Here is a 22,203-nt window from a genome sequence, read left to right on the forward strand (position 1 = left end):
ATGGACACTGCCACCGCCCGCCGCGGCTGCGTAGCGTGGTGGATGTGGACAGAAAAGACGAAATCCGTGAATTCCTGATCTCGCGTCGAGCGAAGATCAGCCCGCAACAGGCCGGCATCCCCACATACAGGGAACTGCGCCGAGTGCCGGGGCTGCGCCGTGACGAAGTGGCGCATCTCGCCGGGGTGAGCACGGATTACTACACCCGCCTGGAACGCGGCAGTATTCGCGGCGTCTCTGACGCTGTGCTCGAGGCCGTGTCATTGGCCCTTCAGTTGGACGAGGCTGAGCGGGCGCACCTGATGGATCTGGCAAGGACGGCCAATGCGCCGTCGCCGCGGGCGGCACACCGGCCCCCGCAGCAGAGAGTCCGTCCCGGCGTGCTGCGTCTGCTGGACGGGATGACCGCAGCGGTCGCCATCGTCCAGAACGGCCGTTCGGACGTGCTGGCCGCGAACCTGCTGGGTCGGGCGCTGTATGGGCCCGTGTTCAGCTCCGCCGCACAGCTCAACTCAGCCGCACAGCTCAACTCAGCTGCACAGCTCAACCCCGCCGAACAAGCGGGACCGGGGACCCCCGCCCGGCTGCCGAACCAGGCACGCTATCTCTTCCTCGATCCGGGCGCGGGTGACTTCTACCCTGATTGGCGCGCTATCGCGGCGACCACGGTCGCGATGTTGCGCTTGGAATCGGGGCGGAATCCCGACGACCGGGCGCTGAACGAGCTGGTCGGGGAGCTGACCACGCGCAGCGTACTGTTCGCCGCACTGTGGGCCGGACACGATTTGCGGATCCACACTGCGGGCACCAAGCGCTTCCACCACCCGCTCGCCGGTGATCTATCCCTGCAGTTCGAGACTCTGGATCTTCCCGGCGACGAGGGTCAGACCCTGTTCACCTTCACCGCGGAGCCTGGCTCCGCGTCCGAGAACGCGCTGGCGTTCCTCGCCAGCTGGGCGGCATCCCCTCCCGGAACAACCACCACCCCCGCCCTGCGCTCCCCCGCGCAGCCGGGAATACCTAACCCAGAAAAGACAGAACCATGAGTGATCAGAATGACAATGCAGGACAGAAGGACGACATGACCGGGAAGAAAGTCTGGTTCATCACCGGAGCCGGCCGCGGCATGGGCACCGACATCGCGAAGGCGGCCCTGGCCGCCGGCCACGCGGTCGTCGCCACCGGCCGCAACCCCGAAAAGGTCGCCCAGGCCGTCGGCGAGAACGAGGACCTGCTGGCCGTGAAACTGGACGTCACCGACCCCGCCGCGGCGGAAGCGGCCGTGCAGGCCGCCGTCGACCGCTTCGGCCGGATCGACGTGCTCGTTAACAACGCCGGCAACTTCTACGCCGGGTTCTTCGAGGAAATCAGCCCCGACGACTTCCGGGCCCAGATCGAAACCACCATGTTCGGGCCCATGAACGTCACCCGCGCGGCCCTGCCGGTCCTGCGCGCCCAGTGCTCGGGCCTGGTCGTCACGATCTCCTCGACCGCCGGGGTCGCCGGCGGAGAGAGTTCCTGAGCGCCTACGCCGCGTCCAAGTTCGGCGTCGAAGGCTGGGCCGAGTCCCTAGCCCCCGAAATCGCACCCTTCGGGATCCGCACCATGCTCGTCGAACCGGGGTTCTTCCGGACGGAGTTGCTTACACCTGAATCCACGAGCTACGCCGAATCCACCATCGAGGACTATGCCCAACGCACCGAACAGACCGTCACGTCATGGAAGAGCATGAACGGCCTGCACGGCGGAGACCCCGCCAAGCTCGCCGACGCCCTGATCCAACTGGCCGAGCTGGAGGAGCCACCGCTGCGCTTCGCCGCCGGCGCGGCTGCCGTGGAAACCTTCGAACAGCGCGCCAAGGTGCTCCAGGACCAGGCCGACGCGCACCGCGAGCTCTCGAGCAACCTCGCCCACAGCGACGCCAGACATCATCAATCGGCATGAGTCTTTCGTCGGCGTTGAACTTGCCGAGGCCCATTCCTCCGGTATTGAACTTCGGACCGGCCGGCGTCCTTCAGCGGAATGAGTCCCGCGGCCAGGAAGGCCGCGGGACTCATTCCGTAGAGTTTGTGGGCCCTCAGGCGGTACGTACTTGCCCGGTGGTGATGGGCGACGGCTTGAAGCCCTTGACCGCCATCCACACGCCCAGCGACAACTCCCAAACAAAGATCGGCAAGGTCGCGAGTCCCGACCACACCGAGATCCCCTGGTTGATACCGAACATCGTTGAGATCGTCGACAAAAGCAGCAGCGGGCCGCCGATCAGTCCAAGCAGGGGAATGACGCGCGGCACGAGCCCCGAACGGTACATCAGGTATCCGAGCAGCAGCCCGCTCACCCCCGGAACCAGGCTCGGCCCGAGAATGAACGTCCAGTCGCGGACCGCCACGAGCGCCCGGCCCACGGGAACCAAGGCCGGGTCCGCTCCGCCATTCTGGCGCAAAGTGACCACAGCCAGGAGGCTGACGACGCCGATCACGATGACCGCGGCTTCAAACATCCGGGCGGTGACGAAGCCGAGCGCGATGCCCTCGTTCTGCCGTTTGATGACAGGAAACAGTGCGACGGCGGTGCCCACGGCGGAAACCGCGTTGACGAGATCGAGGAGGCAGCCGAAGATGACGGTCGAGTCGGCACCGGGGCCCGTGATGTAATGCGGATCGTTCAGGACGGGGGAAATCAGGAACAGCGCCGGGATCGAGCTGATGAAGGTGACCAAGTACAGGATGCCTGCGACCATCGCGGTTTTCCGCAGCGGGTCCATCCGGACATGTTCAGTTGTCGGGGTTTGGGTTGTGGTTTTCATGGTGTGGTCCTTCTTGGAGATGAAGATGCGGGTGTTCGACGCCGGTAGCTCAGTGTTCGACGCCGGCCGGCTGGGTTGCGTGGCCCCGGCCGGGTTGACTGCCAAGAGCGGCAGTGCCAGGTCGCGGAGCTTTTGCAGCAGACCGTCGAGCGCGGCTTGGTCGACGTTCCGGGTGCGGATGACGGTGGTTCCGTCGCGTTCGTTGCTGAGGCTCAGTCCTTCGAACCAAGCGGCGCAGTGGGAATCAAGATGGCCTTTGACACGGACTTCGTACTCGACCGGGGTGTCGTCCCGGCCTACCGATCTCGCGTTCATCGCCCCTCCTTCTGCCTTAGTGGATTTCAGCCGCCTTTGCGGATGACTTCCTTGATGCTTCGAAGGTAGAAGGAGATGTGGTGAGCGGGGATCACCACATCTGGTGATTGATGTGGTGATCTTTTCGCGACAAGAGATCCAGTTCCTCGGCCCGCCGGACGGCCGAGCGGCGGTTATTCGCGCCGAGCTTGGCGTAGATGTTCTTGGTGTGTGTCCGGAGGGTGTTGAGGGAGACGAGCAACTCGCGCGCGATCTCCGGGCCGCCCAGCTCCGAGGAAAGAAGCCGAAGCACTTGCAGCTCGCGTTCACTCAGGGGCTCGATTAAACGTTGCTGTGCCGAAGTGCTGTGGTCCCGGGTTTTGCGCGTTTTGGCCCCGAACGACTCCAAGAGCCGGGTCACGTAGTCCGAGGCGTTCCCCTGCTTCGCGAGCGTTTCCAGCAGGTTGGCGGCGGCCTCGCCCTCATCGACAAACACTGAAACGTAGCCCTCTGGTTCGGCGAGCGCTACCGCACGGCGGAGCGCTGCCAGCGCCCCGCCGTCGTCCGCCTCCTTATAGTGTGCAAGGGCTAAAAGAACCAGAAGTTCGACGACGGTCCCCGTCCTGCCATCTTCTTCCGCGGCCCGAAGCAGGCGGTCGAGCAGGCCGACCGCACGTCCGGCGGATTCCTCCGACGGCTCCATACTGTCCTGGGCGAGGAGTGCCCTGGCCAAGGTGATGTGCTCGAACTCGTGCAGGTAGGAGAGCTCATCTTGGGCGGAAATGCCGCGCTCACGCGCCCAGCGGAGAGCGTCGGACGTCCTTCCGTGCGAAATCCACGTCCGCGCCCGCACGGCCGCGACCGGACGTACCTCGGGAAAGAAGTCGCCGACGTAGAGGCGCTCTGCCTCGTCGAGTTGCTCAAGTGCGCCGCTCACGTCCCCTTCCGCTTGGAGGACGCGGGCCATCGCGACCCGCGAGCGGTACGGGTTTTGGGGCAACGCGGCATCCTCGCCGAGCTTCCGGCTGGTCACCAGGTGCTGCCTTGCAACGTCAAGTTCGCCGCGTTCAAGAAGGAGCATGCTCATTCCTACGTGCATGTCGGCCGTTCCGCGGAGCGTTTGCGCCGGGTGCCTGCCCGCGACCTCGAGCCCCCGCGCATAGATGGCCATCGCATCGCGGAGCCAGCCTTGGGTAATCCGGATGTCGGCCAAGGCGATGGAGCAACCGAGCATGTCCGAGTGGTGTCCGGCCCTTTCAAGGTTGGAATAGGAATCGGACCACAGCCCGTACGCTACGCCGAGTTCGCCCCTCGTCCAGTGGCCGACCGCCAACAACCCGGATGCCGCTCCGCGCTCAAGATGATCGTCCTTCCCGACAAGGCCGAGCGCGGTAGTCGCCTGCGTCATTGCCCCGGCGGTGTCCCCGACTGCGAGCGCCTGCGCTGCACGGTAGATCGCGATCGAGCCGGTGAGGTTCCCGGCGTCGCCGCCTTCCGCCGTCGTACCTGCCGACTGCTCTGCCTCCTTAAGGCGGGCGTCGACGCCGGTGAGCTCTCCGCTTGCGAGGAGCGCCCCGGCGTAGGCAACGCCCAGCCCGGGCCGCGCATGTATCAGTTCACCGGGGAGCGCTTCGAGCCAGCGGCTCAGCGTGGCTTCCTGGCGGTCCTTGCGCATTGCAGGAATCGCGAGCTCGATCAGGTCCGCGGCCCGCTCGAAGTCCTTGGCGGCCAACGAGTGGCGGACAGCTTCCGGGATGTCGCCGTCTTGTTCGTGCCAGAGGCTCGCGCGCTCGTGCAGTTCGTGAATGCGGCCCGTCTGCTCGATCATGAGACGCGCCAGTAGCACGTCAGCGAAGAGGTGGTGATAGCGGTACCACCAGCGGCGGTCATCTAGTGGAACCACGAACAGGTTCCCCCGATCGAGCGACTCGAGCATTGCTCTTCCGGTGTTTTGGCCGGTCACGGCGTCGCAGAGTTGACCGTTGAGCCGGTTCAGGATGGAGGTCTGCAGCAGAAAGTTCCGGACGTCGTCGGGCTGGCGCTGGAGTACTTCTTCCGCGAGGTAATCGACGATGTAGCGGTCATCACCTGCGAATCCCGCGATGAAGCCGGCGACGTCCACCCTTCCCTGCATCGAGAGCGCCGCCAATTGCAGCGCCGCGATCCAGCCCTCGGCCCGGCCTTCGAGGGCAGCGATATCCTGCTCGGTGAGCCTCAGTCCCATCACGCCGTTGAAGTAGGCGGCAGCTTCCTCCAGGGTGAAGCGGAGATCGGCCGCACGGATCTCGAGGAGTCTGCCACGTGCCCTGAGTCGCGGGAGCGGCAAAGCCGGATCGGCACGGCTCGCGATAACCAATTGGAGCTGCGCGGGCAAGTTCTCGACGAGAAAGACCAACCCTTCCTGCACGTCCTGACTCTCGATGACGTGGTAATCGTCGAGCACCAACGTAAACCTGTCCTGACCACCCTGTAACTCGTTGATCAGGGTGGTCAGGAAGTCTTCAGTGCTCGATTGCGGGGATCGGAGCGTGGCGAGTGCTTCTGCGCCGAGACCGTTCGATGCCGTGTCCAGCGCAGCCACAAGGTAGGTCCAGAACAGCGTGGGATCGTTGTCCCGCTGGTCGAGCGAGAGCCACGCGAGCGATCGTCCATTGGCGGATGGTTCTGCCAACCATTCGGTAAGCACCGTCGTTTTCCCGAAGCCGGCGGGCGCTGAGACGAGGATCAGCGTTTGCTCGTCGGCCCGGTTCAGACGGTCGCTGAGCCTGGGACGCGTCACGAGCGCGCGTCGTAGTGCGGGGACGTGCAGTTTGGTCTCGAGCAATGGACCTGCCATCACGGACCTCCCTCGAGAGCCGGTCATTTTGCCTCGGCCCGGTGATCCCAGTGTAGTGCCGGTGAGGTCGGGCCTACAGTTTGGGGGACTGGACGACCCCGTCAAACCGGCAGCCTGTCAGACTGTAAGTCCAACCCTCGATCAAACAAGGCGGACCAAGTGCCGGGTGAATCCCAACAAACGACCGGGCCGCTTACGACGCCCCGGAGGGGTCTTGCGCGCCAAGTCACAGCACTTTTGGGATTCCTCGCTCTCTCCTACACAGTGTCTTTGCTGGGGTCCATGGCTATCCTTGGCAATGCCTCCGGCTGGTACGCAACGGCAAACAAAGCGCCCTGGACGCCGCCAGGCTGGGTTTTCGGTTCGGCCTGGACGGTGCTGTACACGGCGATGGCCGTGGCTTCGTGGCTGGTCTGGCGCCAACGGTCGGCCAAAACCCGCGGAGCCATGACGGCGTACGGTATCCAAATGCTGCTCAACCTAGCGTGGGCACCCACTTTTTTCGGCATGTACCCCGCATGGGGTGACGCCGCACTATGGCTTGCCCTTCTCCTCATCGCCGCGCTGGCTCTCGCCGTGACAGCCACAGTCATCCTATTCGGCCTCATAAACACGACAGCAGGACTGCTCATGCTGCCCTACATTTCCTGGATCGTGTTCTCCGCTAGCCTGAACCTCTATGCCGCAGCCAACAACTAACAAAGCCTGATCGCTGACGAGCCGCAACGCCGAAGTGCAGCCACGCGGATGTACTTGTCATCATGGAGAACGTCACGGCCATAATGGCACAACGAGGGCCTCTGGTTCTCGCGACGGACTCTCTTCCCCTATAAGGTCCAAAGAACAGGAGTAACCGTGAAAGCCATCGTGTACGAAAGGACAGGTCCGTCGTCGGTCCTGGTTCTGCAAGACAGGCCACTAACATCGCCGGGACCGGGCCAGGTCAGAGTCAGGGTGGTGGTGTCGGGAGTCAATCCCACCGACTGGAAGTCCCGGGCCGGCAGCGGCACCGGAAGCAAGCTGGAGGCACCAAAGGTGCCCAATCAAGATGGCGCCGGCGTTATCGACGAGCTCGGACCCGGCGTGACGGGACTGTCCCTCGGAGATCGCGTTTGGCTTTGGGACGTTGCCTGGGGCAGCACCGAGGGCACAGCCCAGGAGTATGTGGTCGTGCCGGCCGCGCAGACCGTTGCACTTCCGGACACGGAATCCTTCGACACGGGCGCATCCTTGGGGATCCCGGCGTTGACTGCGCATCGTGCGCTGACCTCCAACCAAAACGGGCCGGCCAGGCTCTCCCCCGGATCTTTGGAAGGGCAGGTAGTGCTTGTCACCGGAGGAGCGGGGGCGGTGGGGCATGCTGCCATTCAGCTCGCCCGCTGGGCAGGGGCAACCGTCATCACGACCGTGAGCGGGGAAAGAAAGGGCGAACTTGCTCGCCAGGCCGGCGCACACTACGTGATCAACTACCGCACTGACAATGTTCCGCAGGCAGTATTACGGGTGGCCCCCAATGGCGTTGATACCCTCGTCGATGTCAACGCTCCGGCAAACATCGGCACAGACCTCGAGGTGCTGAAGCCCGGAGGAACCATCTCCATTTATGCTGCTGCACCTGGCGAATCCCTGGCCATTCCCATTCGCGAGAGTATGGCCAAGAACGTTCAATACCAGTTCGTCCTCACGTACACCGTTACCGATCAGCAAAAGACGGCGGCCGTTGCGGCCGTCACCGACGCGCTAAAAGCAGGGGCATTGCGTGTCGGCAATGAACACGGGCTGCCCCTGACCCGCTTTCGGCTCGAGGAAACCGCGGCAGCACACGACGCCGTGGAGCAAGGCTTCGTCGGAAAAATCCTGATCGACGTGTCCGCATCCTGAGCAGCTTTCTGCGAGTGACGGTACCCGCAGGAGCACGAGTTCGTCCTAGATCCCGGGGGCCGTGGCGCCCGCAATGATCCGTCGCAGGACGCCAGCATCACGCACGACATTTCGGGGGCGGTCTGCCTGGACGAACTCGAGCATCATGTCCATGTCCCGGCCGCTGCCCCTCAAGACGCCAACCACGGCTTCCCAGAGAGGCTTACGGTCCTCCAAAGGAAGCCGCTGCGTGCCGGGCCACCACGAGAAGCAATGGACGCCCACCACATGCTCGATCACCCGGTGCAGTGACTCGAGGGCCTCCTGGTCGCTCAGCGCGACAGCCGGCTGCCAGTACGTGCCCACATTGGGCCGGTCCACCCGGCGGAGGAGTTCGAGGGTGGTCTCGGGCGAGTCCGTCAGCGTGCCCCCGTGGTACTCGAGTGCGACTTCTACTCCCCGTGCGGCGGCGAGCCCTGCGATCCGCTGCACGTCCCCGACCACGGCGTCCCACTCTGCCTCGCCTGCCTCAGCAGAACCCACATCTCCGGCCCACACCCGGATCCGGGGCGTTCCGAGTTCCGCGGCGAGGGCGAGGACGCCATCGAATTCGCCGAATGATCCGGCGCGGTAATAGGACCCGAGGGAAAGGACTTTGAGCCCGGCGGCTTCCGTGGCAATCCGGGCATGCCGGGCGGAGGCGGCATCGTGGACATGGACGTCGGAACCCCACTCGATACCAGCCAGCCCGGCAGCGGCGGCAGTGCGCACGACCTCACAAATGCCGAGGGCCCGGAGGGACACCGAACAGATGCCCGGGTTGAGTTTTGCTTGCGTCATGGGAGGAGTCATATGCTCCACCCTACCGGGAATGCGCTTACCGGCAGTGACTCAGCGGGCCCCTCCGCCAGGTTCATTTCGCGGATCGGAGCCGGGGTGAGGTGCACTGGATGTCAAGGGTGCCTTGACTCTTCACGCGTTCTCCGATGTAGTTCATAGTGAACATATCGCACAAAACTAAACATCATGGAGGCTGCCCGCGTGTTGACCGAGGACAGGAAGAACCAGATTCTTCGCGAACTGGCGCTGCGAGGGTCATTGAACGCGGCCGAGTTCGCACGGCGAATGGGGATCTCCGGCATGACGGTGCGGCGCGACCTGGCCTCCCTCGACGGACAGGGACTGCTTCAGCGTGTCCACGGCGGGGCCGTTGCAGTTACGGGCCCTCCCCGGGGTCCTGCGGGGCAGCTTCACGGAAACACCGGCGGACCGGCCGGCGAACCAGGACCTCCCACGTTGGCCGGAAGCGGGACACGACCGCCCGCCAGGCAGCACCCACTCGCCACGATCGGCATGATCGTGCCAACGGCCAGGTACTATTTTCCCGGGATCATCAGGGGTGCCGAGACTGCAGCGCAGGAGCTGGGCGTCAGGCTGGTCCTCGGAGTCTCGAACTATTCGCCCGCCGAAGAGCAACGGCAAATTCAACGGTTGCTCAAAAGTGGCGTCGATGGGCTGCTGGTGACGCCCAGTGGAGAAACCCTGGCAAACACGCCTACCTTGGACCTGCTGGCATCCGCTGAAGTGCCTGTCATCGTCGTCGAGCGCTCCATCGACGACGTCATGGATGACGGCAGCCTCGAGTCGGTGCGGAGCGACCACGTACGGGGGGCGGAGATCGCCGTCAACCATCTGCTGGCACTGGGCCATCGAAAAATAGCGCTTTGCGTGCGCGAAAGCAGCCCCACTGCATCACGCCTCCTCGAAGGCTACCGCTCCGCCCTCCAGAAGGCCGGGATTACGCACGATCCGGCCCTGACTTGGACCATCACGACTGACACCAGCGACCCTGAAGCGCTCCGCCAGGAGGTGGACAGCATCGTGGATGGGTTCGCGGCCGCCGGGGCGACGGCCGGCATCGTCCACAACGACGAGGATGCTCTCATGTTTGCCGGCTTGTGCGAAGCCCGGGGTCTCCGCATTCCGGCAGATCTCGCGGTGGTGGCCTATGACGATGAAATCGCCTCGTTTGGGACCGTACCCTTGAGCGCCATAGCTCCGCCCAAGTTCGACGTCGGATACCACGCGGTGCAAATGTGTCTGAACCGTCTGGGGCCCCGTCGCGGTTCGCGCTTGGCACTTCAGCGGGTCAGCTTGTCGCCCGCTCTGGTCATCCGGGGTTCGACGGCCAGCTAGGCCCACCAGGCCGGGGCGTAGACCGGGTGCCGCCGAGCGGCGGGCGGCGGGCGGCCCGCCCGGGAGCTTCAGCGGTCCTGCGACCCCGGTCTTTGACCCGAGATGTTCATTACTGTTCACTCTATTGGATCTGTGCAATTCTGCGTGTTTCATTGGAATACACCATGTGGCGACGACCACATTCCACCTTCGCATCGTTGATTCAAGGGAGAACCATGCAGCGTCGCAAACTACTCATCGGGGTGGCCAGCGTACCCAGCAGCGCAATGCTGCTGGCAGCGTGCGGAACGGGACCCATCTCCTCCGCAGCCCCCACCCCGGCGGAGGACCCCTCGGGCACCATTACCTTCTGGTCCTCACTGGCAGGAATGGACAAAGTAGCAGCCGCGTTCAACGCCGGACAATCCAAAATCAAGGTCAATTTCGAGACCATCCCCAACGGCGACAACGGCGGTTACGCCAAGCTGTCCACCGCGATCACTGCAGGAAACGGCCCTGACGTGGCAACGATCGAGTACCCGCAGCTTCCCCAGTTCGTCAGCAACGGCCAAGTGCAGCCACTGGACGGACTGATCGACAAATCGGCCACCGTGGACAAGCTCGCCAACGAAATCAAGGGCATGGTCCAATTCGCAGGCAAAACATATGGTTTGCCCTACGACGCGGCTCCAATGGTCATGTACTACCGCAAGGACATGCTGGCCAAGGCCGGCGTCGGGATCCCCAAGACCTGGCAGGAATTCGAAGAGGCGGGACGGAAGCTGAAATCAGTCGCACCCAACGCTTACCTGGCAAGCTTCAACCCCAACCAGGTGGCAACCACCGCCGGACTGGCCTGGCAAGCCGGGGCCAAATGGTTCGGCACCTCGGGCGACAGTTGGCAGATCGGTGTGAACGATGACGCGACCAAAAAGGTGGCCGACTACTGGCAGAAGCTGATCGACGACAAGATCGTCAAGATGCAGCAGGCCTTCAGCGACGAGTGGAGCCTTGACCTGGCGAACGGCACGGTCGTCGGTGTCCTGGGCGCCAACTGGAGCGCCACGGGCATCCAGAAGCGCACCGAAGCGAGCGGGCAGAAGGGACAATGGATCGCTGCGGAACTGCCGAACTGGGGCACGGCCTGTTCGTCGTCGATCTGGAAACCCGACAAGTGGTCCACAAGGGCGACCTGAGCACCGTATGCACGGACTTCGGCGCCTTGACTGTCAGCCGGGGCATCGTCTACGGCGTTTCCGACACCACGGTCTTCCGCGTCGATCCGAAGACGTTCGCCGTCTCGGTGGTCGTAGCCGACATCAACGGTGGCTGGTACAGCGGCCCGCACATCACTGCCGACGAAGACGGCCTGCTGTACACGATCCAGGGTCCCAATCTGGTCCGGATTGATGACCAAGGAGCAATGCAAACCATGAGGCGCTAGCCCTTGCCATCGAGGCCCATCTGGTTGATCTCCCTCCCCCCACGGAACACCACCATGTCGTAGCCATCGCGGAGATATCCGTCCGCATCCTGGGGCTGACCTTCGATCCCTCCACCGTCTACATCGGCGGACGCCTGAATGCGCCGGGCAAACCGCCGCTCAACGGAAGCCGCCAGGAACTGGCCCGCACCAACGCACGCTCGTCGTTCCTCGCCGGTCTGGCCCTGGACACTCTTCCGCTGACTCCGCGGGCGGTCCTTCGAAGGTCGGTCGTGAGCAGACCAGTACATCGCTATGAGAGATGACAGGGTCAATGTACACACGTCAAGCACCCCCCTGACGAAGGAGAATGCTGTGCCCAAGGTGGGACTCGGACGCGGCTTACTTTTTGGCCGGACCGGCGGTCATGTATTCGCGCAGCCCTGGGATGGCGAAGTCCACGATCCCGTAACCTGCCGGTTCGATCAGACCCGCATCCATCAACCGCGTCCGGTAGTTACCGACGGCATTCGGCCGCATCCCCGTACGCCTGCCGATGTCCGTGGTCGACGACGGCCCGGGATCTTCGGCCATAGCCTGCAGGAAATCGCGGTCCCGCCCGGACGTCGTGGACAGCGCCGCTTCAATGACCACCCGCTCGTTCCGACGCCGGCCCGCCGTCACCGCCCGGCTGACGGCGGCGCCGTCCAGACCGCCCGGGGCCTTTTCGGCTTCCTGCCAGAGGTAATAGCCGATCAACTGGATCAGGAACGGGTAACCGCCTGTGCCCTCCGCCGCGACCCTGGCCAGCCCGCCGGTCAGGCCCACGCCCGCCGCGGCGAAGGTTTCCGCGAACGAGCGCTCCACCTCCGCGATCGAGGCCGCATGCAGATCGATCCGGTCTGCGCGCCGAAGGAACGTGGCCACTCCCTCGTTCAGCAAATCGGAAACAGCCGCAGGCAAACCCGCGAATATCAGCCCGATCGGCAGGCCCTCGCGAATGAAATGCTGGACATCCGCGGCAAGCTGGGACAACTCCACCCGGTCCGCCGCATGAATCTCATCCACCGTGATGACCAACCCCGTCCCCCGCTCCGCCAGCAAACGCAAAAGCACCGCTCCGCGCGCCCGCCAATCGACCTGCTCCTCCGGGGCAAGCTGGGTCGTAACCGAGAACCCGGCCACCGACACCCCCGTCACCCGCCGGCCCGTCGGCCCCTCCCCCAGTTCGTTCGTCAGCCTGCGCATCGCCTCCCCGATACGGCCCAGAAACCCGCCGGTCGCGGTCTCGGACACCACCGCCCAGCCACCGGCCACGGCCAGGTCCTCAGCGGCACCGAGCATGACGGTTTTACCGATCCCCCTGGCCCCGGTGAAGATGGTCAGAAGCCCCGGCGCCCCCGATCCGATCCGCAGACCATAAGCGAACTCGTCCAGCACTCCGCCGCGCCCGATAAGATCCGGCGGCGTCGCTCCAGCCGTCGGCCGAAAAGGGTTCTCCACACCTGCTCCTGTGAATGTCGATGAATCTTATGAATCCTGTGAATCTCACAATACCAACCAGTCAACCGTTGCCGGAACACTGTAAAGGCCCAACCGGAACGGTCCGCGAGGCCTTCGCACGCAAACGCGGTACGTCCACTAAATGTCCGTGCTGCTCCGAACCGATCTGAGATGCAATGCACCTCTTCCGCCTGGCAACGAAGCGATCTCGGAAGCGGAAACGAAGACCGTCCGCTGCCTGGAGTTGGGTCAGGTCGCGGAGAATATTGACCAGGTGACGCAGGTCCCGGCCGAGCCGGTCGAGTTTCCACACGACCAGGGTGTCGCCGTGACGCAAGGCTCTGAAGCAGGAGGCCAGCTGGGGCCGGTCTCCCTGGACAAACATGGCATCTGGTCGTCGGCATGGCGTGATCAGCTCGACCGTTTCGGCACGCTTTCGGTGCGTGAACTTGATGTCTTGCCGTTGACCAACTGTAAGTGGGTTGGGCTGATCCAGGCTTCGTAGCCGTCAGCTTTGGAATACGAGGACCGGCTTCTTATGAAGTCTCCCGAGTAACACAGTAGTGACGAGTCGGGCATGACGGCATCGACGTAGCCTTGAGCGACGGACTTGCTGTCCTTGCGAATCTCGATGATTCCGCCCACGAGGGCGGACCAGTCGTCATAGGGGTAGGAGCTGGCGGTCCATGCTCCCTCCTTTCTGGGGCAGGGAGCACGCATTCCGGGTGTCCTCCGAGAGGCCGGCTGCATTCCCTTTTAGATGCACGCCGATACACGGCGAAGGAACGGTTTGTCTTGCTGGAGGTGGTCGTCTCAGGCTGCTGCGGATCTCCAGCTGAATGAGGACACGGGCGATCTGGTCCCTGGCGATGACGCCGTCGGCGGGTGAGCCGGACTGTCGCCTTGGAGCATGAATATTGTCCGCTGGCCGGGTTGGTTGTAGTCGAACCAGCTTGGCGCGTCGACTCCGTCGAGGGCCGGGCCGAGGGTTTCTGGACGGGTCAGGTCACCGATCACCAGGTCCGCCCCGTTTGGAGGAAGGCGGGCGGCGCGGGCCGGGTCGCGCACGAGTGCCCTGACCGCGTAGCCCTGCCGCAATGCCTCGGCCACCGCATGGCGGCCGATGCTGCCTGTAGCACCGACGATCAGGACAGTGGAGGGACCGTGGTTCATTTTTTCTCCTTGATCGCTACCTTGGTGGTGTCGCGCTGGGTGGCGGCCCAGCTGGCGAGGACCTTCAGGGCGTCCTCGGAGGGTGTCCCGGGGTCTGCCGTATAGACGTTGATGCGCAGTCCCGGGTCTGCGGGGAGTTCCAGCGCTTCGAAACTCAGGTCCAGGTCGCCGACGATCGGGTGGTGAAGGTGTTTGCGGCCGGCGCGGTGGTACTTCACGTCGTGACGGGCCCACCGGGTGCGGAACTCCTCGCTGCGAGTGGAGAGTTCACCGATCAGGTCCGTGAGGTCCTTGTCGTACGGGTTCTTCCCGGCCGTGGAGCGCAGGACAGCGACGATGTCATCCGCGGCGCGTTCCCAGTCGGCGAAGAACTCCCGGGCTTTCGGGTTCAGGAAGGTGAAGCGCGCGCTGTTCGGCGGGGTGGCCACCTCCGCCATCATGTCCAGATAGAGGGCACGGCCCAGTTCGTTGGCGGCGAGGACATCCCCGCGATCGTTGCGGACCCAGGCCGGTGCAGCCGTGATCGCATCGATCACGCGTTGCACGCTCGGCCGCACCGTCTGCGGGCTGTGCCTGCGCCGCACCCGAGGCGAAGCGGTGGCGGCACGGGCCAGGTCAAAAAGGTGGGCCGTTTCGGCGTCGTCGAGCTTCAACGCACGCCCGAGAGCTTCGAGGACACTGTCCGAGGCGCCGGAAAGGTTTCCGCGCTCAAGGCGTATGTAGTAATCGATGCTCATCCCGGCGAGCATCGCGACTTCTTCGCGGCGCAACCCGGTAACCCGCCGGTTGCCGCCGTAGACGGGAAGCCCGGCCTCATCCGGCGTGATCCTCGCCCGGCGGGAAGTCAGGAACTTCCGCACGTCCTCGCTGTGTGTCATGGCATCCACGCTACGCGCCGTCCATAGGACGTGGGAGGCACTGGCATTACCCGGAACGGCCGTGACTCCCGGCCCCTAAGGAATCACGGTTGCATTGAAAGCATGAACCCTGAACTCCCAAAAGCCTCCCACCCGGGAGCGATCCTGGCGATCATCCTCCTCAGCTACTTCATGATCCTCCTGGACAATTCGGTCATCTTCACTGCCCTGCCGAGCCTGCAGGCAGATCTGCGACTGAGCACCGGTGAGCTCACCTGGGTCCAGGATGCCTACACGCTGGTCTTTGGCGGCCTGCTGCTCCTCGGAGCCCGCGCAGGAGACCTGCTCGGCCGCCGGCGGGTCTTCGTCTTCGGGCTGGTGGTGTTCTCTATGGCCTCGCTGCTGATCGGCGTCGCCCCGGCGGGCTGGTGGGCGATCACCGGCCGCGCTGTGCAGGGTATCGGGGCGGCGATCGTCGCGCCTGCCTCACTGTCCCTGCTCACCGCGAGCTTCCCGGAAGGACGCGAGCGCACCAGGGCCGTCGCCCTGTACGGTGCAACCGCAGGGATCGGCGCCAGCCTGGGCCTGGTCATCGGCGGGGCCCTGGCCCACTGGACCTCCTGGCGGGCAGGGTTCTTCGTCAACGTACCCATCGGCGCCGCGATGAGAGCCCTCGCGCCGCGCTTCATCCCGGAATCAGACCCGTCCCGCGGACGCTTCGACGCATTCGGGGCGCTGACCGCGACCCTGGGGGTCGGCGCGCTCGTCTTCGGGATCATCAACACGTCCGAAGCGGGCTGGGAGTCCCCGGTCACGGTCACCACCGTCAGTGCCGGCGTCGTCCTCCTGGTCGTGTTCGTGCTGATCGAGCGCACGGCGGCCCAGCCGATCATGCCGCTGCGGCTGTTCGCGAGCCACCGCCGCACCGGCGCCTACGTCGCCCGCTTCCTCTACCTGGGCGCCATGATCGCATTCTTCTTCTTTAGTACCCAGTTCATGCAAGAAGTGCTCGGCTTCGACCCCCTGCAGGCCGGTCTCGGATTCCTGCCCATGACGGCTGTGAACTTCGCCGTCGCGATGAGCATCCCCCGGCTCGTTGGCCGGATGCCGGGCTCGCTCCCGCTCCTGGCCGGGATACTGCTCACCCTCGCCGGGATGTTCTGGCTCAGCCGCGCCGGCACCGACTCCAGCTATCTGCCCGGGGTGGCCCTGCCGATGATCCTCATCGGCGCCGGCCAGGGCCTCGCGTTCGCGCCCCTGACCTCCTTCGGCATCACCGGAGCCGCCGCGTCCGACGCCGGCGCCGCATCGGGCCTGGTCAACACCTTCCACCAGGTCGGCACCTGCCTCGGGCTCGGCATCGCGGTCGCCGCGGCAGCCACCGTCCCGGCGGCGGGCTCCGCCGTCGCGCACCTGGCCTCCCAGGTCAGCACCGCCCTCACGACGGGCAGCATCCTGCTGCTCCTGGCACTGGCCGTCACAGCGGTCCTCATCCTGCCCGCCGACCTGGCAGCCCGCCGCACCGGGGCATCCCGGGAAGTTGCGCCGGCGCCGCAGCTCGAAACCGCCCGCTGAATCTCCGGCCGACCCATTTCAAAGGGGGTACTGACGTGCACTCCCACATCGCCGCACATCTGAATACCGTGAAAGGCATGGACATGGAACTTACTCTCAACAACGGCGTCACAATGCCAGCCCTGGGCCTGGGCGTCTTCCAAAGCGCCCCGGAGCAAACGACGGCGGCCGTCGAGGCCGCGATGGCCACCGGCTACCGGCACATCGACACTGCCGCCGCGTACGGCAACGAGCGGGAAGTCGGCGAAGGCATCCGCCGCTCCGGCCTGGACCGTACGGAGGTGTTCATCGAGACCAAGGTCTGGGTCAGTGACTACGGCTACGAGCAGACCCTGCATGCCTGGGAAAAAGCGACGGGCAAGCTCGGCGTCGACTACCTGGACCTGCTCATCCTGCACCAGCCCGCCCCCGACCGGTTCGAGAAAACCACCGCCGCATACAAGGCACTGGAAACCCTGCTTGCCGACGGGCGCGCCCGGGCGATCGGCGTCAGCAACTTCATGCCGCACCACCTGAAGCAATTGCTCGACTCGACCGACATCGTCCCGGCCGTGAACCAGATCGAACTGCACCCCTACTTCACCCAACCCGCCGTCCAAGCCACCGACGCCGAACACCGGATTCTCACCCAGGCCTGGTCACCCATCGGCGGCATCACCTTCTACCCAGGATGGGGCGGCCAGGAGCGGCGGAACGTCATGGAAGACCCGGCAATCGCCACCATCGCGCGGACTCACGGCAAGAGTCCGGCCCAGGCCATGCTCCGGTGGCACCTGCAGCAAGGCCGCTCAGCCATCCCGAAATCGACGAATCCGTCACGCATCGCCGAGAACTTCGACGTCTTCGACTTCGAACTCAGCCCCGACGAACTTGCCGCCATCGACGCACTCAACACCGGCAACCGCAGCGGACCGGACCCGGACGAGGCGCGCGAGGAGCGCTTCGCCATGGTCATCCCCGAAGCCTAAAACCCCAAGACCTAAGACGAAAAGAAGGAACAGCATGGAATATCGATCCCTTGGCCGCACCGGTGTGCAGCTCAGTCCCTTGTGCCTTGGTGCGATGATGTTCGGCCCCTGGGGCAACCACGACACCGCCGATTCCATCCGCATCATCCACCGCGCCCTCGACGCGGGCATCAACTTCATCGATACCGCCGACGTCTACTCCGGCGGTACGTCCGAGGAAATCGTCGGGCAGGCACTGGCGGGACGGCGGGATGACGTGTTCCTCGCAACGAAGTTCTTCATGCCCATGAGCGAGGACCCCAACCAGCGCGGCGGCTCCCGTCGCTGGATCGTCCGCGAGGTCGAGAACTCCCTTCGCCGCCTGAACACCGACTACATCGACCTCTACCAGGTTCACCGGCCCAGCCCTGATACCGACGTCGAGGAGACCCTGGGTGCGCTCACCGACCTCGTCCGCCAGGGCAAGGTCCGTTACATCGGCTCCTCGTCGTACTCCGGATCCCAGATCGTGGAAGCCCAGTGGGCATCCCGGGAACGGAACCTGGAGCGGTTCGTCACCGAGCAGCCGCCGTATTCGATCCTGGTCCGCGGCATCGAGGAAGACGTCCTTCCGACGGTGCAGCGCCACGGCATGGGGACGCTCACCTACAGCCCGCTCAGCGGCGGCTGGCTCTCCGGGCGCTGGCGCAAAGACTCCGCCTCCACACCCACCTCCTCCGCACGCCCGAACGCCCGCTTCGACATGAGCAGCCCGGCGAACCAGCGCAAGCTCGATATCGTCGAAGAACTCGCCCAGCTCGCCGAACAAACCGGACTGACCCTCATCGAGCTGGCCATCGCGTTCGTGCTCAACCACCCCGGCGTCACAGCCGCCATCGTCGGACCACGCACCATGGAGCAACTCGAGTCCTACCTGCCCGCCGCGGACATCACCCTGAGCACTGACGTGCTGGACCGCATCGACCAGCTCGTCGCCCCCGGTGTCACCGTCAACCCCGAGGACAACAGCTACGGAGCCCACGAACTGACACCACTGGCACGACGACGGTGACAGACATGACCGCGGGGGCGATTGAGTCCGGCGAGATCCAGTACCACGGGATGGACACGGTGGAGGCCACCCTCAGCACGGAGGGGACCATGCCCGCGCTGACCGCCAGACCTGTCACTGACGCCACGATCTGAGGCTGATGCCGCCGGATGCCACTCATCAGCCCAAGACGTTGGGGGTTGCGTTTCCCATCGACATGTAGGCCTGGGCGCCGTCGTCGGGCTCCAGCCAGCAGTTGGGTGGTCAGGGCCTAGAGTGGCGGGTATGGATCGACCTAAGGTGCTGATCTGCGGGGCTGGCATCGCAGGCCCCACTTTGGCGTACTGGCTGGCCCGGCACGGCTTCCACCCGACCGTCGTCGAACGCGCCCAGGGCCTGCGCTCGAGCGGTAACCCGGTCGACGTTCATGGCGCGGCCGCAGAAGTGGCCAGCCGGATGGGAGTCATGCCGCGCCTACGGGAGGCCGCCACGCACGCGACCGGTCTGGCTTTCGTCACGGCCTCCGGTCACCGGATCGGTCCGTTGCGGCTTGGCAGGCCCGGCCGCGAAGAAGTCGAGGTGCCCAGGGACGACCTCGCGGCGATCCTCACTGACGCCGCCCGCGACGACGCCGAGTTCCTGTTCGGCGACTCGGTCACCGCGCTGTGCCAGGACGCCGGCGGGGTCGACGTCACCTTCGAGCACGCGGCCCCGCGCCGGTTTGACCTGGTCGTCGGCGCGGACGGGCTGCACTCGACCGTGCGCACCCTTGTCTTCGGCCCCGAGACGGGATTCGTCCACCACCTCGGCCTATACATCGCCACCCTGTGGCTCGGCCGACCCGCGGCCGACCCGACCACCATCCTGATGTACAACGCCCCGGGCCGTTCGCTCACCGTGCACCCCGCGCGGGGCAGCGCCGGGGCGGCCTTCATCTTCCGCGGCCCGGCGCGGCCCGGGCTAGGACACCGGGACCTCGACGCCCACAAACGGATCGTTCTCGACGCCTACGACGGCGACGGCTGGCAACCACCGGTGCTACCGGAGCTGCTCGAGCGCCTCCGCGCCGCACAGGACATGTTCTTCGACTCAATCAGCCAAGTCCGGCTGCCCACCTGGTCGCACGGCCGGGTAACCCTCCTCGGCGACGCCGCATCCTGCGTGTCCCTGTTCGGGGACGGCTCCAGCCTTGCCATGATCGGCGCCGCCACCCTCGCCGAGACGCTGGCCGCCAACTCCGACGACCACGCCACCGCCTTCCGCGCGTACGAAATCCGCCACCGAAAGGTGAGCAGAGCGCGCCAGCGCGGCCATGTCCTTGCCGCCGCACTGCTTGTACCCGCGACACAGACCGGCATCACCGTCCGCAACCTCGCAGCCCAGGCGCTCCCCCGCGTGCCCACGCGATCGCCCCGCCGCAAAAGTGATTAGATGCTGTCGCGGATGATGATCTCCGGAGGCAGCAACGAGCCTGCCACGGCAGGCTTCCCGCCCTGCACCTGAGCCAGCAGCCGGGCCATCAGCTCGTTGGCGATGCCCCGCAGCGGCATCCGGACGGAAGTCAGCCGCGGTGACAACAGTCCGCACAAGGGCAGGTCGTTGAATCCCACGACGGCGATGTCCACGCCAACGCCGAGACCCTCGCCTCGGACTGCGTCATAGGCTGCCAAGGCCAGCAAATCGGCGGCCGCGACCAATGCACTTGGACGTCCGGCTGACTGCAACAGCCCCCGGACGGCTGCAGTGAGCTCTTCGCGGTCTTCCCCGGACTCCGACGGTTCAAAGACGGTGGCGACCTCCAGCCCGAATTGGCGGGCACCGCGGCGAAATCCTTTGTAGCGATTGCTCATCCAAGGCACACCTGTGGATGATCCGATGTATCCGACCCTACGGTGGCCCCGGGTCGCCAGCAAGGCGGCCACGTCGTACATCCCCTGGGCATTGTCCACGTCAACCCAATCCTGCGGCCGGCCGGGGCCCGTCTGGCCAAACGCGACAAACGGAAACCCGAGTTCAGTGAGGTGGTCCACCCGCGGATCCTCGAGGAGGACGTCGGAGAGGACGAATCCATCCACTTGCCGTGCTGCAATCAGGTCATCGAAGGCCTTGCGCGGATCCGATACGGCCGACTGGGGCCGGAATAGGAGCACCCTGTAGCCCACCGCCGCCGCGGCATCGCACAGAGCAGTCAGGAAACCACCCATCACCGGGTTCGGGTTGAATGGGTCATCGTCGGGCGCCAGGTAGCCGATGGTGTAGCGCAGTCCGGTCTTGAGACTCCGCGCGGATTGGTCCGGCTGGTAGCCCAGGCCCTCAATGACGGCCGTGACCCTTTTCAGGGTTTCCTCGCGCACGCGGTGGGGCGCATTGAGCGCATTGGAAACGGTCTGCCGGGAGACTCCGGCAACGCGGGCCACATCCTCGATGGTGACCCCGCTGCCGGAGCGTCCGCGGCTGTTTCTAACTGTCATTCACCCTCAGATGTCCGATTGGCCAAGGTCAGCAGTCCGCCCGTGGGCACGCAGACCTCCGTGATGCTCAGCTCGAAAGATACCATCCCGCTGGACACCGTCCGGCCCCGCGCGTCCTGCACCGTGGCATGAAGCTGCCCCTGGATGTCCCCGACCAACACCACCCGGGTGTCGTGGTCGGCGTTGGCCACCAGGAAACGGGTCAACCCGGTGGCCAACACCTCGACGGGCAGCGGAGCGTATCTGGCGACAACCACGGTTTCCCCGCTGCTGGCCTGCACCATCGGATACCCCAGCTCGGGGCGGGCAGGCTCGAACTGGCCCAATTGAAGGACCTCCCTGTGGCTGCGGAATTGGCCCAGCCAGAACCTGAGCGCCTCGAGCTGTTCGGCTGTCTGTGTGGTCAGGTCCACCGAAATCTGCGGCACCGAGAAAAGCACATTGATCAGATGTACACCGACCTGTTCCGGCGTTTCGCCCGGATGCCACATCAGCATGTCGGCGTGGACTGCCAGAGGTCCGGAGGTTAGCCGCAGGTCGACGGTGCGCTGGCGGTTTTCGGCGGGGCTCAGCGGACAGTCGGTGGCACGGATCATCGAGGCGTACGGCCACAATCCATGGCTCACATAGGGCTGGCGGTGCTCCACCATGGCCTCCGGGTTGGCCGCGGTGATGCGGCCGTGGATTGCAGCCAGCAGGCGTTCGACGCCATCAGCGACCTCCTCGCAATCGGCCTCGGGTCCGGGCGCCGGGGCATCGGGTGTAGCGAACCAGTCGACAAAGTCGATCTTGAGTCCGTCCATGCCCCATTCCTCGACGGCGAGGACGAGCCGGTCCACCAGGTATTCCCGTACTGCCGGGTACCGGGGGTCCACCACCATGGCCTGCATGTGTTCCAAATTGCGCAGCGCGTAGGGTTTGAATTGGTCCCATACCGCACTGTCCCAGCCGATGAAGGGCAATGCATACCAGAGCATGTAGGCCGTGCCTTGATCGTGGACCCGCTGGACGTGCTTTCCCGTCTCCGGCAGCGACAGTGGCTCCCAGTCGCCGCCGCAGTGGCCGTATCCGCGCGTGCGGTCCGCCGTCATCCAGCCGTCGTCGACAATGATGACATCGCACCCAAGGTCTTTGGCCAATGCGGATTGCGTTTCCACGGCGGCCGGGCTGATGTTTTGGTGCATCGAGTACCAGGTGGAGTACGCCGGCATCCGTGCAGCATCGGGAACGTG

The 22,203-nt window shown here is 65.1% G+C and carries 23 protein-coding genes and 1 pseudogene; 14 read left to right on the forward strand and 10 right to left on the reverse strand.

The annotated features are described in order from the left end of the window. The first annotated feature begins 44 nt into the window (after positions 1 to 44). The 4 genes and pseudogenes from AB4074_RS17380 (at position 45) to AB4074_RS17395 (ending at position 1,944) form a co-directional block, all read left to right on the forward strand. Positions 45 to 1,046, forward strand: a complete 1,002-nt coding sequence (locus AB4074_RS17380; protein WP_441414512.1) for a helix-turn-helix transcriptional regulator — start codon at positions 45 to 47, stop codon at positions 1,044 to 1,046. Next, positions 1,043 to 1,522, forward strand: a complete 480-nt coding sequence (locus tag AB4074_RS17385; RefSeq protein WP_441414513.1) for an SDR family NAD(P)-dependent oxidoreductase — start codon at positions 1,043 to 1,045, stop codon at positions 1,520 to 1,522. Before AB4074_RS17380 ends, AB4074_RS17385 begins: the two co-directional genes overlap by 4 nt. Next, positions 1,459 to 1,596, forward strand: a pseudogene (locus tag AB4074_RS17390) (hypothetical protein); the annotation flags it as partial. The gene AB4074_RS17385 and the pseudogene AB4074_RS17390, both read left to right, overlap by 64 nt. Before the next feature lie 9 nt (positions 1,597 to 1,605). After that, a complete protein-coding gene (locus AB4074_RS17395) occupies positions 1,606 to 1,944 on the forward strand; it encodes a hypothetical protein (RefSeq protein ID WP_441414548.1) in 339 nt (112 codons plus the stop codon). Positions 1,945 to 2,077: 133 nt separating this feature from the next. Here AB4074_RS17395 and AB4074_RS17400 read toward each other — a convergent pair whose 3' ends face one another. Together AB4074_RS17400 and AB4074_RS17405 are read right to left on the reverse strand one after the other, a co-directional pair. Next, positions 2,078 to 3,121: a DUF4386 domain-containing protein gene (locus AB4074_RS17400; RefSeq protein ID WP_441414514.1), complete on the reverse strand. Its 1,044-nt coding sequence runs from the start codon at positions 3,119 to 3,121 to the stop codon at positions 2,078 to 2,080. A 91-nt stretch (positions 3,122 to 3,212) separates the two neighbouring features. Further along, positions 3,213 to 5,936 (reverse strand): LuxR C-terminal-related transcriptional regulator, encoded by a 2,724-nt coding sequence (locus tag AB4074_RS17405; protein WP_441414515.1) that lies wholly within the window; start codon positions 5,934 to 5,936, stop codon positions 3,213 to 3,215. A gap of 282 nt (positions 5,937 to 6,218) precedes the next feature. On the opposite strand from AB4074_RS17405, the gene AB4074_RS17410 reads away from it, so the two are divergent. Both AB4074_RS17410 and AB4074_RS17415 read left to right on the forward strand, forming a co-directional pair. Continuing rightward, a complete protein-coding gene (locus AB4074_RS17410) occupies positions 6,219 to 6,635 on the forward strand; it encodes a TspO/MBR family protein (protein WP_441414516.1) in 417 nt (138 codons plus the stop codon). Positions 6,636 to 6,791: 156 nt separating this feature from the next. Next, on the forward strand, positions 6,792 to 7,817 hold the full coding sequence (locus AB4074_RS17415; protein WP_441414517.1) for an NADPH:quinone reductase: 1,026 nt from the start codon (positions 6,792 to 6,794) through the stop codon (positions 7,815 to 7,817). A gap of 45 nt (positions 7,818 to 7,862) precedes the next feature. Here the strand turns inward: AB4074_RS17415 and AB4074_RS17420 are convergent, their stop codons facing one another. Further along, complete coding sequence (locus tag AB4074_RS17420) at positions 7,863 to 8,636, reverse strand: sugar phosphate isomerase/epimerase family protein (protein ID WP_441414518.1); 774 nt, start codon at positions 8,634 to 8,636, stop codon at positions 7,863 to 7,865. 186 nt (positions 8,637 to 8,822) lie between these two features. Between AB4074_RS17420 and AB4074_RS17425 the strand changes: the two genes are divergently transcribed. From AB4074_RS17425 to AB4074_RS17435, 3 genes are all read left to right on the forward strand, one after another. Further along, positions 8,823 to 9,992: a substrate-binding domain-containing protein gene (locus AB4074_RS17425; RefSeq protein WP_441414519.1), complete on the forward strand. Its 1,170-nt coding sequence runs from the start codon at positions 8,823 to 8,825 to the stop codon at positions 9,990 to 9,992. A 215-nt stretch (positions 9,993 to 10,207) separates the two neighbouring features. Then, a complete protein-coding gene (locus AB4074_RS17430) occupies positions 10,208 to 11,167 on the forward strand; it encodes an ABC transporter substrate-binding protein (RefSeq protein ID WP_441414520.1) in 960 nt (319 codons plus the stop codon). After that, positions 11,146 to 11,415 carry a hypothetical protein gene (locus AB4074_RS17435; protein WP_441414521.1) on the forward strand — a complete coding sequence of 90 codons (270 nt, stop codon included), beginning with the start codon at positions 11,146 to 11,148 and terminating at the stop codon, positions 11,413 to 11,415. Before AB4074_RS17430 ends, AB4074_RS17435 begins: the two co-directional genes overlap by 22 nt. Here AB4074_RS17435 and AB4074_RS17440 read toward each other — a convergent pair. The 5 genes from AB4074_RS17440 to AB4074_RS17460 form a co-directional block, all read right to left on the reverse strand. After that, positions 11,412 to 11,729 (reverse strand): hypothetical protein, encoded by a 318-nt coding sequence (locus tag AB4074_RS17440; RefSeq protein ID WP_441414522.1) that lies wholly within the window; start codon positions 11,727 to 11,729, stop codon positions 11,412 to 11,414. The genes AB4074_RS17435 and AB4074_RS17440 overlap by 4 nt on opposite strands. Before the next feature lie 67 nt (positions 11,730 to 11,796). After that, complete coding sequence (locus tag AB4074_RS17445) at positions 11,797 to 12,897, reverse strand: ATP-binding protein (protein ID WP_441414523.1); 1,101 nt, start codon at positions 12,895 to 12,897, stop codon at positions 11,797 to 11,799. A 61-nt stretch (positions 12,898 to 12,958) separates the two neighbouring features. Then, complete coding sequence (locus AB4074_RS17450) at positions 12,959 to 13,282, reverse strand: recombinase family protein (protein ID WP_441414524.1); 324 nt, start codon at positions 13,280 to 13,282, stop codon at positions 12,959 to 12,961. Between the two features lie 428 nt (positions 13,283 to 13,710). Beyond that, on the reverse strand, positions 13,711 to 14,070 hold the full coding sequence (locus tag AB4074_RS17455) for an NAD(P)H-binding protein (RefSeq protein WP_441414525.1): 360 nt from the start codon (positions 14,068 to 14,070) through the stop codon (positions 13,711 to 13,713). Continuing rightward, a complete protein-coding gene (locus AB4074_RS17460) occupies positions 14,067 to 14,948 on the reverse strand; it encodes a helix-turn-helix transcriptional regulator (RefSeq protein ID WP_441414526.1) in 882 nt (293 codons plus the stop codon). The genes AB4074_RS17455 and AB4074_RS17460 overlap by 4 nt, the downstream gene beginning before the upstream one ends. Before the next feature lie 102 nt (positions 14,949 to 15,050). On the opposite strand from AB4074_RS17460, the gene AB4074_RS17465 reads away from it, so the two are divergent. From AB4074_RS17465 to AB4074_RS17485, 5 genes are all read left to right on the forward strand, one after another. Then, positions 15,051 to 16,502, forward strand: coding sequence for an MFS transporter (locus AB4074_RS17465; RefSeq protein ID WP_441414527.1), 1,452 nt, complete (start codon positions 15,051 to 15,053; stop codon positions 16,500 to 16,502). An 83-nt stretch (positions 16,503 to 16,585) separates the two neighbouring features. Further along, the gene (locus AB4074_RS17470) at positions 16,586 to 17,470 is read left to right on the forward strand and encodes an aldo/keto reductase (RefSeq protein WP_441414528.1); all 885 of its coding nucleotides are present in this window, start codon (positions 16,586 to 16,588) and stop codon (positions 17,468 to 17,470) included. Positions 17,471 to 17,504: 34 nt separating this feature from the next. Continuing rightward, the gene (locus AB4074_RS17475; protein WP_441414529.1) at positions 17,505 to 18,521 is read left to right on the forward strand and encodes an aldo/keto reductase; all 1,017 of its coding nucleotides are present in this window, start codon (positions 17,505 to 17,507) and stop codon (positions 18,519 to 18,521) included. Next, positions 18,518 to 18,655, forward strand: coding sequence for a hypothetical protein (locus tag AB4074_RS17480; protein WP_441414530.1), 138 nt, complete (start codon positions 18,518 to 18,520; stop codon positions 18,653 to 18,655). The genes AB4074_RS17475 and AB4074_RS17480 overlap by 4 nt, the downstream gene beginning before the upstream one ends. A 130-nt stretch (positions 18,656 to 18,785) precedes the next feature. Continuing rightward, positions 18,786 to 19,931 carry an FAD-dependent monooxygenase gene (locus tag AB4074_RS17485; RefSeq protein ID WP_441414531.1) on the forward strand — a complete coding sequence of 382 codons (1,146 nt, stop codon included), beginning with the start codon at positions 18,786 to 18,788 and terminating at the stop codon, positions 19,929 to 19,931. Here AB4074_RS17485 and AB4074_RS17490 read toward each other — a convergent pair. Beyond that, positions 19,928 to 20,971 carry a LacI family DNA-binding transcriptional regulator gene (locus AB4074_RS17490; protein ID WP_441414532.1) on the reverse strand — a complete coding sequence of 348 codons (1,044 nt, stop codon included), beginning with the start codon at positions 20,969 to 20,971 and terminating at the stop codon, positions 19,928 to 19,930. The two genes, AB4074_RS17485 and AB4074_RS17490, sit on opposite strands and share 4 nt — an antisense overlap. After that, entirely contained in the window at positions 20,968 to 22,182 is a 1,215-nt protein-coding gene (locus AB4074_RS17495; RefSeq protein WP_441414533.1) for a glycoside hydrolase family 36 protein, read from the reverse strand. Before AB4074_RS17495 ends, AB4074_RS17490 begins: the two co-directional genes overlap by 4 nt. Between the last annotated feature and the right edge of the window lie 21 nt (positions 22,183 to 22,203).

Origin of the sequence: Arthrobacter sp. 2MCAF14 (genome assembly GCF_052115645.1) — a bacterium.
In the GTDB taxonomy this organism is placed as follows: domain Bacteria; phylum Actinomycetota; class Actinomycetes; order Actinomycetales; family Micrococcaceae; genus Arthrobacter.